This is a genomic window from Streptomyces sp. NPDC041068 (genome assembly GCF_040647455.1).
Taxonomy (GTDB): Bacteria; Actinomycetota; Actinomycetes; order Streptomycetales; family Streptomycetaceae; genus Streptomyces.
In genome coordinates, this window is record NZ_JBEZCG010000025.1 from 69,595 (window position 1) to 82,384 (window position 12,790).

13 protein-coding genes are annotated in these 12,790 nt (G+C 71.6%); 5 read left to right on the forward strand and 8 right to left on the reverse strand.

What is annotated here, in order from left to right:
* Nucleotides 1-6 precede the first annotated feature (6 nt).
* From AB0B50_RS40010 to AB0B50_RS40025, 4 genes are all read right to left on the reverse strand, one after another.
* Nucleotides 7-186: a hypothetical protein gene (locus AB0B50_RS40010; RefSeq protein WP_362341437.1), complete on the reverse strand. Its 180-nt coding sequence runs from the start codon at nucleotides 184-186 to the stop codon at nucleotides 7-9.
* The gene (locus AB0B50_RS40015; protein ID WP_362341439.1) at nucleotides 144-653 is read right to left on the reverse strand and encodes a hypothetical protein; all 510 of its coding nucleotides are present in this window, start codon (nucleotides 651-653) and stop codon (nucleotides 144-146) included. Before AB0B50_RS40015 ends, AB0B50_RS40010 begins: the two co-directional genes overlap by 43 nt.
* Before the next feature lie 61 nt (nucleotides 654-714).
* Nucleotides 715-2,334 carry a malate synthase A gene (gene aceB, locus AB0B50_RS40020; RefSeq protein WP_362341441.1) on the reverse strand — a complete coding sequence of 540 codons (1,620 nt, stop codon included), beginning with the start codon at nucleotides 2,332-2,334 and terminating at the stop codon, nucleotides 715-717.
* 224 nt (nucleotides 2,335-2,558) lie between these two features.
* The gene (locus AB0B50_RS40025; RefSeq protein ID WP_362341444.1) at nucleotides 2,559-3,230 is read right to left on the reverse strand and encodes a nucleotidyltransferase family protein; all 672 of its coding nucleotides are present in this window, start codon (nucleotides 3,228-3,230) and stop codon (nucleotides 2,559-2,561) included.
* Between the two features lie 220 nt (nucleotides 3,231-3,450).
* Between AB0B50_RS40025 and AB0B50_RS40030 the strand changes: the two genes are divergently transcribed.
* Nucleotides 3,451-3,765 carry a DUF5955 family protein gene (locus AB0B50_RS40030; RefSeq protein ID WP_362341446.1) on the forward strand — a complete coding sequence of 105 codons (315 nt, stop codon included), beginning with the start codon at nucleotides 3,451-3,453 and terminating at the stop codon, nucleotides 3,763-3,765.
* 65 nt (nucleotides 3,766-3,830) lie between these two features.
* On the opposite strand, the gene AB0B50_RS40035 is transcribed toward AB0B50_RS40030, so the two are convergent.
* The gene (locus AB0B50_RS40035; RefSeq protein ID WP_362341449.1) at nucleotides 3,831-5,300 is read right to left on the reverse strand and encodes a PLP-dependent aminotransferase family protein; all 1,470 of its coding nucleotides are present in this window, start codon (nucleotides 5,298-5,300) and stop codon (nucleotides 3,831-3,833) included.
* Between the two features lie 101 nt (nucleotides 5,301-5,401).
* On the opposite strand from AB0B50_RS40035, the gene AB0B50_RS40040 reads away from it, so the two are divergent.
* Nucleotides 5,402-5,908 (forward strand): universal stress protein, encoded by a 507-nt coding sequence (locus AB0B50_RS40040; protein WP_362341452.1) that lies wholly within the window; start codon nucleotides 5,402-5,404, stop codon nucleotides 5,906-5,908.
* 128 nt (nucleotides 5,909-6,036) lie between these two features.
* Here AB0B50_RS40040 and AB0B50_RS40045 read toward each other — a convergent pair whose 3' ends face one another.
* Nucleotides 6,037-6,690: a response regulator transcription factor gene (locus tag AB0B50_RS40045; RefSeq protein ID WP_362341455.1), complete on the reverse strand. Its 654-nt coding sequence runs from the start codon at nucleotides 6,688-6,690 to the stop codon at nucleotides 6,037-6,039.
* Nucleotides 6,687-7,889 (reverse strand): sensor histidine kinase, encoded by a 1,203-nt coding sequence (locus AB0B50_RS40050; protein ID WP_362341458.1) that lies wholly within the window; start codon nucleotides 7,887-7,889, stop codon nucleotides 6,687-6,689. The genes AB0B50_RS40045 and AB0B50_RS40050 overlap by 4 nt, the downstream gene beginning before the upstream one ends.
* 289 nt (nucleotides 7,890-8,178) lie before the next feature.
* Between AB0B50_RS40050 and AB0B50_RS40055 the strand changes: the two genes are divergently transcribed.
* Nucleotides 8,179-9,282 carry an ABC transporter permease gene (locus AB0B50_RS40055; protein WP_362341461.1) on the forward strand — a complete coding sequence of 368 codons (1,104 nt, stop codon included), beginning with the start codon at nucleotides 8,179-8,181 and terminating at the stop codon, nucleotides 9,280-9,282.
* Nucleotides 9,279-9,968, forward strand: a complete 690-nt coding sequence (locus AB0B50_RS40060; protein WP_362341464.1) for an ABC transporter ATP-binding protein — start codon at nucleotides 9,279-9,281, stop codon at nucleotides 9,966-9,968. Before AB0B50_RS40055 ends, AB0B50_RS40060 begins: the two co-directional genes overlap by 4 nt.
* A 292-nt stretch (nucleotides 9,969-10,260) precedes the next feature.
* On the opposite strand, the gene AB0B50_RS40065 is transcribed toward AB0B50_RS40060, so the two are convergent.
* The gene (locus AB0B50_RS40065) at nucleotides 10,261-11,076 is read right to left on the reverse strand and encodes an IclR family transcriptional regulator (protein WP_362341467.1); all 816 of its coding nucleotides are present in this window, start codon (nucleotides 11,074-11,076) and stop codon (nucleotides 10,261-10,263) included.
* A 338-nt stretch (nucleotides 11,077-11,414) separates the two neighbouring features.
* Between AB0B50_RS40065 and allB the strand changes: the two genes are divergently transcribed.
* Nucleotides 11,415-12,788 carry an allantoinase AllB gene (gene allB / locus AB0B50_RS40070; RefSeq protein WP_362341470.1) on the forward strand — a complete coding sequence of 458 codons (1,374 nt, stop codon included), beginning with the start codon at nucleotides 11,415-11,417 and terminating at the stop codon, nucleotides 12,786-12,788.
* Nucleotides 12,789-12,790: the final 2 nt, after the last annotated feature.

Sequence of the window (12,790 nt, forward strand, 5' to 3'; positions counted from 1 at the left end):
TCGCGGTCAGCTTTTGCTGCCTTCAGGCGTAGCGATCGTCAGCTCGGTGAGCTGCTTGTCGTCGTCGGTGACGACGGTCGCCGTGACTTCGCGTTCACTCGTTTCACCTGCTTCCACTCCCTCTCCCGTCTTCTTGAGCTCCTTTATGGCGCCCTTGAACGGCTTGAAAAACTTCCCCACCGGCATGTCCAGCAAGGTGTTCCCACGTCGGTGTTGGTGGCGTACGTGGTCCGAGTGCACTGGTCGTCGGCCGCGGTGGCGCTGTCCCCGAAGTCGTCGACCTGGGTGACGCGGCCCGCGACGGTGTCGAACTGTGTCGCGGTCGATGTGGTCCGCCAGTCCTTGCCCGCGCCGTCGTCGAGCGAGGTCCAGGTCTTGGAACGGCCGGACAACGAGGAGGACTTGAGTCCGTACTCGATCCGGTTCAGCGAACCACCCCGCACGTAGCGGGTGTTGTCCTTGGCTTTGAGGTTGCGGCCGTAGGAGTTCTTCTCCTGGTCGTAGCAGTAGGCGGTCGCGTTGCCGTGCGGGTCGACGACGTAGTAGCGCACGCCGTCGGGGTCGGTCAGGCGCCAGTACTCGCCGCCACCGGCCGGGACCAGCTCATCGCCCTTGCCGTTGAAGGTGATGAACGCGTTGTCGTGGCCCAGCACAGTGACTGAGCCCCCGGCGCCATGCGGTGCCGGGGGCTCGGTCGGGGGAACGGGTGGTGCGTCAGCGCAGCTGCTCGTATGCCGGAAGCGTCAGGAAGTCCGCGTAATCCGCGTCCAGGGAGACCTGGAGGAGGAGGTCGTGGGCCTGCTGCCACTTGCCCGCCGCGAACGCCTCGTCGCCGATCTCGGCGCGGATCGCGGCCAGTTCGGCGGCGGCGACCTCGCGGGCCAGGTCGGCCGTCGCGGTCCGGCCCGTCTCGAAGACGACGCCCGCGTTGATCCACTGCCAGATCTGGGAGCGGGAGATCTCGGCGGTGGCCGCGTCCTCCATGAGGTTGAAGATGGCGACGGCGCCGAGGCCGCGCAGCCACGCCTCGATGTAACGGATGCCGACCTGCACGGCGTTGACCAGGCCGTCGTAGGTGGGCTTCGCGTCGAGGGAGTCGATGGCGATCAGGTCACCGGGCGCGACCGAGACGTCCTCGCGCAGGCGGTCCTTCTGGTTGGGCTTGTCGCCCAGGACCGCGTCGAACGACTTCATGGCGATCGGGACCAGGTCCGGGTGCGCCACCCACGAGCCGTCGAAGCCGTCGCCGGCCTCGCGGTCCTTGTCGTTCTTGACCTTCTCGAACGCGACCTTGTTGACCTCCGCGTCCTTGCGGGACGGGATGAACGCCGCCATGCCGCCGATCGCGTGCGCGCCGCGCTTGTGGCAGGTGCGGACGAGGAGTTCGGTGTACGCCCGCATGAACGGGGCGGTCATCGTGACCAGGTTGCGGTCCGGCAGGACGAACTTCGAGCCGCCGTCACGGAAGTTCTTGACGATGGAGAAGAGGTAGTCCCAGCGGCCCGCGTTCAGGCCGGAGGCGTGGTCGCGCAGCTCGTAGAGGATCTCCTCCATCTGGTACGCGGCGGTGATCGTCTCGATCAGGACGGTCGCGCGGACCGTGCCCTGCGGGATGCCGACGTAGTCCTGGGCGAAGACGAAGATGTCGTTCCAGAGGCGCGCCTCCAGGTACGACTCCGTCTTCGGCAGGTAGAAGTACGGGCCCTTGCCGAGCTCGATCAGGCGCTTGGCGTTGTGGAAGAAGTACAGGCCGAAGTCGACCAGCGCGCCGGGGATCGCGCGCCCCTCGACCTGGAGGTGGCGCTCGTCCAGGTGCCAGCCGCGCGGCCGCATGACGACTGTCGCGAGCTCGTCGGCGCCCTTGAGGGCGTACGACTTGCCGGTGCGCTCGTCGGTGAAGTCGATGCGGCGCTCGTAGGCGTCGGTGAGGTTGAGCTGGCCCAGGACCACGTTCTCCCAGGTGGGGGCCGAGGCGTCCTCGAAGTCGGCGAGCCAGACCTTGGCGCCCGAGTTGAGGGCGTTGATGGTCATCTTGCGGTCGGTCGGGCCCGTGATCTCCACACGGCGGTCGTTGAGCGCGGCCGGGGCCGGCGCGACCTTCCAGGAGTCGTCCTCGCGGACCGCGGCGGTCTCCGGCAGGAAGTCCAGCGTGGAGGTGCGGGCGATCTCGGCACGGCGCTCGGCGCGCCGGGCGAGGAGCTCGTCACGCCGCGGCGTGAACAGCCGGTGCAGCTCGGCCACAAAGGCCAGGGCCGCGTCGGTGAGCACCTCTTCCTGCCGGGGCAGGGGCTCTGCGTCGACGATGGCCAGCGGCGACGGCGCTAGTGCGGACATGAGCTGTCACTTCCTTCAGGACTGCGCGGACGGTGCCGGGCGAGCCGCCGGGCAGACGCGGTGGCACTCGGTGCCACTGGAGCCGAGGTACGGCCGCGAGGCCCCGTCCGAGGTAACGGGCCTTCTGGTCAGTGGATACTAGTTTCCTCATGGTGGAAGTTCAATGGTTTGTTGATGTCGAGATTCTCTTCGTCGACAGAACATGGCGCTGAGTGCCATCCCGGTCACTCCATGTGCGCCGGACCGCCGGGCGCCCCGGAGGCAGAGGTTCCGGGCGTCAGGCGTCCCAGGTCCTCCACCGTGTCGATGTCGTACGGCTCCGCGACGTCCCCGCATTCGACGAGCGTGATCGCGTCCGCGTGCTCCTTCAAGTAGGCGCGTGCCCCCCGGTCCCCGACCGCACTCGCCTCGATCCCCGCCCAGTGGTCGGAACCGAACAGGACCGGGTGGCCCCGCAGCCCCTCGTACGCCGCCGCCGCGAGCGTCGAGGGCGAGCGGTACGCGGCCCGCACCCGCGCCGTCGCCGCCGCACCGATCCCCGGCTGGTCGACCAGTGACACCAGCGCGGCGCCCGCGTCCGTGCCGCGCAGCGAGGCGAGGCCCACCCGCAGCGACGAACCCATGCCGTCCGCCCAGTCCGGGTTGTCGACCAGGACGCACCCGGGCAGCGAGGCCCGTGCGCGCACCGCCTCCGCGGACGCGCCCAGAACCACGTGCACGCGCGCACACCCGGCCTCGCGCAGCACCCGCACCGCGTGCTCCACCAGCGGCCTGCCCCGGTGCTCCAGAAGCGCCTTCGGCCGCCCGCCGAGCCGCCGCCCGCCCCCCGCGGCGAGCAGCAGCCCGGCCACCTCGCCCGCCTCGCCGGCCTGCGTGTTCATCGGTTCTGTCGTCATGACTCCTGGATACACCCAACTGGGGCACCGCGTTCCGGCCGCAATGGCGGCCGGAAAGTGGCGCATCCCTCAGCAGGAACGGTTTACTGACCCGCGACCCCGGTGCCTGACCAGCACCTCACGGGTCCATGGAACGAACACGTACAAGAACACGTACAAGAACACGCACGAGAACATGCACAAGAAACATGCGCACGACGGTGTGCGAGGGGGAGAACCCATGTTGCGGAGTGTGGGGCAGAGGCCAGTGACCGGCAGGGACGAAGATCCACGGGTGGCGGAGCTGCGCACCGCGGTGGCCCGGCTGCGCCGTGAACTCGCCGTGCACCCGGCCGAGTTCACGGACCGCGGCATCGCCGAGGACGAACTGGCCGCGCTCGCGGAGATGGCGTACGGAGGCGCTCCCGAGATTCCCAGGATGCGCAGATCCCTGCTGCTCGTGGCGGGCGCGATCGGCTCGGTGAGCGCGCTGTCCTCCGGCCTCGCGGGAGTGCGGGGCGCGGTGGAGATGTTCGGGGAAGGCAGCGCCCCGTAAGGGGCGCGGGGAACTGCGCGACAAGCCGCATCGGCCCCGCAGTTTCCCGCCGACCCAAACGACCCCTACGCCACCCAGTGCCGCCGACCAGCCACTTCCCCCGTACCTCGCAAATCCCCCGCCAATGCCGCCGCGAGTCGAACCACCGCCTGCTCCAACAACTCCGCGGGCAACACGTACGGAATCCGCAGCCGATGCTCATGCGTCCCCGGGTCCGCCCCGAACCGCGAACCCCCCTCGATCCGCACCCCGTGCCCCAGCGCCGCCCCCGCGAGCGCGGACGCGACCGGACGGCCCAGGTCCACCCAGAGCGAGAGCCCGCCCGGCGGCAACTGCCAGCGCCACTCCGGCAGATGACGGGTCAGCGACGACGCGAGGGCGTCCCGCTGGGCCCGCAGTCTCGGCAGCCGTTCGCGCAGTACGTCGTCCACGCCGCGCAGCAGATGCAGCGCCACCAACTGCTCGATGACCGGCGTCGCCATGTCGCTCGGCACCCGCTTCGTCGCCAGCTCGGTGATCAGCCGTGACCCGGCCCGCACCCAGCCGATCCGCAGGCCGCCCCAGTGCGACTTGCTCAACGACCCGACGGTGACGACCTGTTCACCCACACCCTGCGGCGCGAGGGAGGCGAAGGGGGCGGGCGGCGGCACGTCGAGCGCGATGTCCGCGATGGTCTCGTCGATCAGCAGCCAGGTGCCCGTGGCGCGGGCGGTCTCCAGGATGCGCACCCGCTGCTCGCGCGGCATCAGGCTGCCCGTCGGATTCTGGAAGTCCGGTACGAGGTACGCGATACGGGGCGCCGTCTGCCGCAGCGACGACTCGACGAGGTCGCTCTCCCAGCCGTCCTCCGTGACGGGCACGGGCACCGCGCGCAGGCCCGCGTCGCGGATCGCGTCCAGGGCGTTCGGGTACGACGGGTTCTCCACCAGGACGCGGTCGCCCTGCCTGCCGAGCAGGGACAGCATCAGGGACAGCGCGTGCTGGGCGCCGGTCGTGATCAGGATCTGGTCGGGCAGCGTCGGAAGCCCGCGCCGCGTGAAGCGCTCGGCGACGGCGGCCCTCAACTCCGGGATTCCGTACGGGTGGTAGCCCGGCGTCGGCGCGTGCTCGGCCAGCATCGAGCCCGCAGCGGCGAGCGCCGCCATGAGCTCCGGCTCCGGCGCGCCGGGGGCCGCCGACGCCAGCTCGATGAGGTCGTTGCCCGCGGGGAACGCCGCCACGTTCGACGGCCGCTGCCCCTCCGGCAGCTCGGTCCAGGTGCCCGCGCCGCGACGGCTGAGCGCGTAGCCGCCCTCGCGCAGGACGTCGTACGCCGCCGTGACGGTGGCCCGGCTGACGGAGAGCGCCGCCGCGAGCTCGCGTTCGGCGGGCAGCCGGGTGTGCAGGGGGATGCGGCCGTCGAGCAGGAGCGTGCGTACGCCGTGCGCGAGCGCGCGGTAGCCGGGGTGCTCGCCCGCGGTCCCGGTCAGCAGGGCGGCCAGCTGACGGCTGCCCAGTCTCCTGTCCACCGTGTGGACCACTCGTGCCTCTGCCATGCCAACTCCCGCGTATTGGCCCTGCTCTCCAGGCCAATGAGCGTACAGACTCCCCTCCAGAGAGCTGCAGTCGGCTGTTTTGGCCTGGGGAAGGGGTACCGATGTCGGGGCACGGAACGGGGCGTGTCGTCGTGGGGGTCAGTGGTTCGCTCGCGAGTCTCGCGGCGCTGCGGGCCGGGGCGGAGGAGGCGCGGCGCGGCGGCCGCGCGCTGATCGCGGTGATGGCCTGGGAGCCGCCGGAGGGGGAGGGGCTGTATCTGCGCCACCCCGACCCGGTGTGGGCGCGGCACTGGTGGAACGAGGCGCGGGCCCGCCTCGACCGCGCCTTCGACGAGGTCTTCGGCGGCCCACCACCAGGCGTCGAGGCCGAGCGCCGGGTGATCAGGGCCCGGCCCGGCCACGCCCTGTGCGACGTCGCCGCCGACCCGGACGACCTCCTGGTCATCGGCGTCCGGCACGGCAGACGCCGGACGAGCCGGCTCCACCGCCACGTCCGCTCGCACGCCTCCTGCGCCGTCCTGACGGTCCCGGCGCCGCCGGTACCGAAGGGCATGCGCAGGGCTCTGCGGAAGGTGACGGCGGAGGACTTCGCGCTGGTCGGGGAGTGAAGCCGGGGCCGCGTCCCGAAGGGGCGCGGGGAACTGCGCGACCAGCCATGGGACGCCCGCAGACGTCCGACGGCGTGATGCGACACATCCAGCGCAGTACATCCGGCGCGGCACAACCAGCGGAGCGCCTACGTGCGGATCAGACCACGCGCCGTCGCCGCGGCGACCGCCGCCGTGCGGGAGTCCACGCCCAACTTGGCGTAGATGTGCACCAGATGGGACTTCACCGTGGCCTGGCTGAGGAAGAGTTCCTTGCTGATCTGCAGGTTCGACAGACCGGCCTTCACCAGGCGAAGCACCTCCAGCTCGCGGCGGCTCAGCGCCTCGGCGGGCGTGCGCATCCGGTCCATCAGGCGGTGCGCTATCGCGGGGGCGAGCGCGGAGCGGCCGGACGCCGCCGTGCGGACCGCCGCGGCCAGCTCCTCGGGCGGCGCGTCCTTGAGGAGGTAGCCGGCCGCGCCCGCCTCCACCGCGGCGAGGATGTCCGCGTCCGTGTCGTACGTGGTGAGGACCAGGACCCGGGGCGCCCCCGCACGCGCGGTGATCGCGGCCGTCGCGGCGGCGCCGTGCATGCCCGCGCCGAACTGGAGGTCCATCAGGACCACGTCGACGCCCTCCGGACCCTCCAGGGCGGCCCGCTCGACCGCCGCCTCCGCCGTCGCCGCCTCCGCGACGATCTCGAAGTCCGGCTCCGCGTCGAGGACCGCGCGCAGACCGGCGCGTACGACGGGATGGTCGTCGGCGAGCAGCAGCCGGACCGTCGTTCCCGTGCCGGCCGTCATGCCGCGGCCTCCTGCGTGCGGGCGGGCAGCGGAAGCGAGATCGCCACCGCGGTGCCCTGCCCGGGTGCGGACTCGACCGTGAACGTGCCGCCCAGCGAGTCGGCCCGCGACCGCATGGCCGTCAGCCCGAAGCCGCCGTCGTCCTGCCCTGTCCGGGCGGGCGGCTCCGCGGCCGGGTCGAAGCCGCGGCCGTCGTCCACCACGTCGAGCGTGACCGACGCGTCCATGAACGACAGCGTGATCTCGGCGCGCCCCGCCTCCGCGTGCCGCACGGTGTTCGCGAGCGCCGACTGCGCGACGCGGAGCAGTGCCACCTCGTACGGAGTGGGCAGCTCCGCGGGTGTGCCGCTGAGCGAGAAGCGGACGCGCGGCCCCGGGCTCGACGCGCTCAGCCGCTCCAGGGCGGCGGCCAGCGAGCCGTGCGCCAGGTCCGGCGGAGCGAGCGCGCGCACGAATCGGCGCGCCTCGGCGAGGTTGCCCTGCGCGGCCGCCCGCGCCTGTTCGACGTGCGGGGCGGCGGGGGAGTCCGGCGGCAGCGCGCGCTGGGCCGCCCGCAGGAGCAGCTGGATCGAGGAGAGGCCCTGCGCCAGCGTGTCGTGGATCTCCCTGGCCAGGCGCTCGCGCTCGGCAAGGGTGCCCGCGGTGCGCTCGGCGGCGGCCAGTTCGGCTCGGGTGGCCACGAGCTCGTCGATCAGCTCGCGGCGCCGCTCGCTCTCGCGGTACAGCGCCTCGTACCCGCGTACGGTGGCGACGGCCACGGCGGCCCCGAGCAGCGGCCCGATGAAGCTGCCCGGCGTGATCTGCGAGCTGTGCACCAGATAGCTCGCGATGGCGGCCGACGCCGTGGCGAGGACCGTGGGCAGCGCCCAGCGCGTCGGCAGCAGGTGCAGCTGGAGGAAGTACAGCGGGAAGGCCGCCCAGAGCCCGTCGGGGGAGAGGGCGAGCAGCACCAGCCAGCACGCGCCGAGCGCCGCGAGCCACCAGGCGGCCGCGCGCCGCGAGCGGGCGACGGACGGGCTGAGCGTGCCCGCCGCGTAGACGGCGGCCATCGCAAGGGCCGCCGCGACCACCGCGGCGGGGCGGGCCGCCCCTTCGCCGCCCGCGCCCGTCACTGCCTTGACCGCGGCGAGCGCGAGCAGGCCCGCGAGGAGGGCGTGCAGGCAGAGGCGGAGGGCGAGGGTCACGGGGGTGCGGGTCATGGGGCGTGAGGTCCGGGGTGTGGAAGGGGCTGGTTCGTGGCGTGGTGCGTGGCTGCCGTGCACGGTTCGTGGCGTGGTGCGTGGCTGCCGTGCACGGTTCGTGGCGTGGTGCGTGGCTGCCGTGCACGGTTTGTGCCGCGCGGATCGTGCGGCGTGGCCCTTCCACCGTACGGGTGCCGCCGTACTTGTTCGTCAACCGAAAGGTTGACCGTCGGCTCCCCACTTCGATTCGGGTGAAGCGTGCTGTGGCGCGATGCCCGGCGGGCGGGCGTGGCCGCAGGGTGGGGGCATGTTCGTCGCATGGAGAGACCTGCGGTTCGCCAAGGGGCGGTTCGCCCTGATGGGAGCCGTCGTCGTGCTGATCACCCTGCTCGTCGGCCTGTTGTCCGGGCTGACCGCCGGGCTCGCCAGGGAGAACACCTCGGCGATCACCGGGCTGCCCGCCGACCGCCTGGCGTTCGCCGCGCCGCCCGACGGCCAGTCCGTCTCCTTCACCAACTCGCTGGTCGAACAGCGTGCCTGGGAGAAGTGGGCCGAGCGCCCCGGGGTCACCTCGGCTCAGCCCATCGGCATCAGCACCCTCAACGCCACCGCGGGCGAGGGGTCCGGCGGGGCCTCCGCCGCGGTCTCCGCCTTCGGCGTCGAGCCGGACTCCGGGATCGCGCCCGACGGGGTCGCGCCGGGGCAGGCCGTGCTCTCCGAGAAGGCCGCGGCGGACCTCGGCGTCGGCGTCGGGGACCGGGTGCGGCTCGGGGGCGGCGGGGTCGAGGAGCGGGTGGCGCGGGTCGCGTCCGACGCCTCGTACAGCCATACGCCCGTGGTGTGGATCTCCCTCGACGACTGGCAGGGGCTCGGGCACCGCGGCACGTCCGCGGACGAGCAGGCGACGGTGGTGGCGCTGCGGACCTCGGGCGGAGACAGCGTCGATCTGGCCGCGGGGGACAAGGCCGCGGGGACCGAGACGAAGACGCTGGACGGTGCCCTGTCCGCCATCGGTTCCTACCAGGCCGAGAACGGCTCCCTGCAGTTGATGCGGGGGTTTCTGTTCGTGATCTCCGCGCTGGTGATAGGCGCGTTCTTCACGGTGTGGACCATTCAGCGGGGCGCCGACGTGGCCGTACTGAAGGCTCTGGGGGCCTCCACGCCCTATCTGCTGCGGGACGCGCTGGGGCAGGCCGTGGCGATGCTCGTCATCGGCACGGCGGTGGGGACGGCGATCGCGGCGGCGGTCGGCGCTGCCATCAGTGGGGGTGACGTCCCGTTCGTCCTCGAACCGTCGACCGTGCTGTGGCCCGCGGGCGTGATGGTCGTGCTGGGCGCGGTCGGGGCCGGTCTTTCCGTACGGCGGATCACCTCCGTCGATCCGTTGGTGGCGCTGGGGAGTGCGCGATGAGTCAGACGAAGCAGCTTGTCCTGAACGATGTCCTGTTGACGTATCCCGATGGTGCGGGGCGGTTGACCGCGCTGGACGGGGTGGGTCTCGAGGTGCCCGGCGGGACCATGACGGCGGTGGTCGGTCCTTCGGGGTCGGGGAAGTCCAGCCTGCTGGCCGTCGCGGCGACGCTGGTCACGCCCGATCGGGGGCGGGTCGTGGTGGACGGCGTGGACACGGGAGAGTTGAGCCGGGCCGAGAAGGCGGAGCTGCGGCGGCGGAGCCTGGGGATCGTCTTCCAGCAGCCGAATCTGCTGCCGTCGCTGACGGCCCTTGAGCAGCTGGAGCTGATGGCTCATGTGGACGGGCGGCTGCGGCGGCGGGCGGTGCGGGGTGTGCGGGAGCGGGCGCGGGAGTTGCTGGCGGCGGTGGGGCTCTCGGCGGAGGCCGGGCGGCGGCCGCATCAGCTGTCGGGCGGGCAGCGGCAGCGGGTGGGGATCGCGCGGGCGTTGATGAACGGGCCTGCGGTGCTGTTGGTGGATGAGCCGACCAGCGCGTTGGATCATGAGCGGGGGGCGGTGGTGATGGACCTCTTGGCGGGGCTGACGAGGGAGCGGGGAACGGCGACGGTGCTGGTCACGCATGACCGGGCGAGCCTCGCTGTCGCGAACAGGGTGGTGGAGATGGTGGACGGCCGATTGAGCTGAGCGTCTGCGCCTTGGGTTCGGTTGTGGGGCGGGGCCGCGGGGGTATGTCCGTACTCGCCATCTTTGTTGCGGGGTTTTGTTGCTGCGGCTGGGGTGAGCTTTGTGCGCAGTGCTCCGTGCGCACATACCCCCACGTCCCCTCGCGTGCGTACGCGGCCGCGGGTGGGTGGGAGCCTGTCCTCCACCGGCTGGGGGGAGGGCAGGGTTTGTGCCGCAGCCTGCCCCGCCCCTCTCATGCTGCTACGCGTACGAGGCCGCCGCCGGGCAACCGGTCAACCAGGCCCCGCTCCGCTCACGCCCCCGGTCCCGCCGAGGCCAACGCTGCCGAGAGGTCCACCGCTACCTCCTGGAGGATCGGGACGATCTTCTCCGTGGCCGATTCCGTCACCCGTCCCGCCGGGCCCGAGATGGAGATCGCCGCAGCCGTGGGGGAGTTGGGCACCGGAACCGCCAGGCAGCGGACCCCGATCTCCTGCTCGTTGTCGTCCACCGCGTACCCCGTACGACGTACTTCCTCGAGCGCGTCGAGGAAGCCTTCGGGCGTGGTGATCGTCTTCTCCGTGGCCGCGGGCATCCCGGTGCGGGCGAGCAGCGCCCGCACCTCCTCCGGCGCTGTGTGTGCGAGAAGCGCCTTGCCCACGCCCGTGGAGTGCGGCAGGACCCGCCGCCCGACCTCGGTGAACATCCGCATGGAGTGCTTGGACGGCACCTGCGCGACGTACACGATCTCGTCGCCGTCGAGCAGCGCCATGTTCGCCGTCTCGCCGGTCTCCTCGACGAGGCGGGCGAGATACGGCCGCGCCCACGTGCCGAGCAGCCGCGACGCCGACTCGCCGAGGCGGATCAGCCGCGGCCCGAGCGAGTAGCGGCGGTTGGCCTGCTGGCGTACGTAGCCGCAGGCGACCAGCGTGCGCATGAGGCGGTGGATCGTGGGGAGCGGCAGACCGCTGCTGGCGGAGAGCTCGCTGAGGCCGACCTCGCCCCCCGCGTCCGCCATCCGCTCGAGCAGGTCGAAGGCGCGCTCGAGTGACTGAACACCACCGCTCGCGGCGGAGGGCTTTGAGGCGGCGACTTCAGCAGGGGCGTCGCTGGCGCTTGACGTCGGCACGGCGCGTTCCTTTCGGTGCTGGCAGGCAAGGAAGCAGCCTACCGGGCGGTTCTTCACAGGGGTTCTTGCGCGTGCTGACATCGTCGCCGGTCAGGGGGTGTTTGTCCGTGTCTTCGCGGGGTTGTCCCGTGATCCCTTGACGCTCAGGTTGTGCGTAGCTACGTTCTGGCACGCGGAATTCTAATTCCACGTTGTGGAAACGTCCAGTGCGGGGTGGGTGCGCAAGCACACCCTTGACGCCGCGAGATCGAGCGTGAAAACTCCTTCAACAGAACGTTGAATTCCGTTAAGCGGAAGCAAAAGGTCTGTGTAGCGGAACAGAAGAAAGGGGACGCGGGGTGTCCGAAAAGGGCGTGGACGTGGTCGCGACTGTGGGTGCCGACGTGGAGCTGGTCCTTCGCTCCACCCGTGTCGTCACCCCGGAGGGGACGCGGCCCGCCTCGGTCGCCGTCTCCGGCGGCAAGATCGTGGCCCTCGGCGCGTACGACGCCGTGGTCCCGGACGGCGCGCGGCTGGAGGACTTCGGGGACGACGCGCTGCTCCCCGGCCTCGTCGACACGCACGTCCACGTGAACGACCCGGGCCGCACGGAGTGGGAGGGCTTCTGGACCGCCACCCGCGCCGCGGCCGCCGGCGGCATCACCACCCTGGTCGACATGCCCCTCAACTCCCTTCCGCCCACCACGACGGTCGACAACCTGCGGACCAAGCAGGACGTCGCCCGCGACAAGGCCCATATCGACGTGGGCTTCTGGGGCGGCGCCCTCCCCGACAACGTGCAGGACCTCAAGCCGCTGCACGAAGCCGGTGTCTATGGGTTCAAGTGTTTCCTCTCGCCGTCGGGTGTCGACGAGTTCCCGGAGCTGAACCAGGACCAGCTCGCCACCTCCATGGCCGAGATCGCTGGCTTCGGCGGGCTGCTCATCGTGCACGCCGAGGACCCGCACGAGCTGGACGCCGCACCCAAGAACAAGGGCCCCAAGTACGCGGACTACCTTCGGACCCGGCCCCGTATCTCCGAGGACACGGCGATCGAAGGCCTCATCGCCGTCGCCAAGCGGATCGGCGCGCGGGTCCACGTACTCCACCTCTCCTCCTCCGATGCCCTGCCGCTCGTCGCCGCCGCCAAGCGCGAAGGCGTCCGGCTGACCGTCGAGACCTGCCCGCACTACCTGACCCTGACCGCCGAGGAAGTCCCGGACGGCGCCAGCGAGTTCAAGTGCTGCCCGCCCATCCGCGAGGCCGGCAACCAGGACCTGCTGTGGGAGGCGCTGGCCGACGGCACCATCGACTGCGTCGTGACGGATCACTCCCCGTCGACCGCCGACCTGAAGACCGACGACTTCGCGACCGCCTGGGGCGGCATCTCCGGACTGCAGCTGAGCCTGCCCGCCGTCTGGACCGAGGCCAGGAAGCGCGGCCACACCCTTGAGGACGTGGTGCGCTGGATGTCCACGCGCACCGCAGAGCTGGTCGGACTCGACCAGAAGGGCGCCATCGAGGTCGGCCGCGACGCCGACTTCGCGGTCCTCGCGCCCGACGAGACCTTCACCGTGGATCCCGCGGAGCTGCAGCACCGGAACCGAGTCACGGCGTACGCGGGCAAGACCCTCAGCGGCGTCGTGAAGTCCACCTGGCTGCGCGGCGAACGCATCCTGCACGGCGGCGAGTTCAGCGAACCCGCGGGCCGACTTCTGGAAAGGAACAACTGAAA

Bases quoted from the DNA above. Each gene is read 5' to 3' on its own strand.
- AB0B50_RS40010 (WP_362341437.1), bottom strand. From the start codon at position 186: ATGCCGGTGGGGAAGTTTTTCAAGCCGTTCAAGGGCGCCATAAAGGAG.
- aceB (WP_362341441.1), bottom strand. From the start codon at position 2,334: ATGTCCGCACTAGCGCCGTCGCCGCTGGCCATCGTCGACGCAGAGCCC.
- AB0B50_RS40025 (WP_362341444.1), bottom strand. From the start codon at position 3,230: ATGACGACAGAACCGATGAACACGCAGGCCGGCGAGGCGGGCGAGGTG.
- AB0B50_RS40030 (WP_362341446.1), top strand. From the start codon at position 3,451: ATGTTGCGGAGTGTGGGGCAGAGGCCAGTGACCGGCAGGGACGAAGAT.
- AB0B50_RS40035 (WP_362341449.1), bottom strand. From the start codon at position 5,300: ATGGCAGAGGCACGAGTGGTCCACACGGTGGACAGGAGACTGGGCAGC.
- AB0B50_RS40040 (WP_362341452.1), top strand. From the start codon at position 5,402: ATGTCGGGGCACGGAACGGGGCGTGTCGTCGTGGGGGTCAGTGGTTCG.
- AB0B50_RS40045 (WP_362341455.1), bottom strand. From the start codon at position 6,690: ATGACGGCCGGCACGGGAACGACGGTCCGGCTGCTGCTCGCCGACGAC.
- AB0B50_RS40050 (WP_362341458.1), bottom strand. From the start codon at position 7,889: ATGACCCGCACCCCCGTGACCCTCGCCCTCCGCCTCTGCCTGCACGCC.
- AB0B50_RS40055 (WP_362341461.1), top strand. From the start codon at position 8,179: ATGTTCGTCGCATGGAGAGACCTGCGGTTCGCCAAGGGGCGGTTCGCC.
- AB0B50_RS40060 (WP_362341464.1), top strand. From the start codon at position 9,279: ATGAGTCAGACGAAGCAGCTTGTCCTGAACGATGTCCTGTTGACGTAT.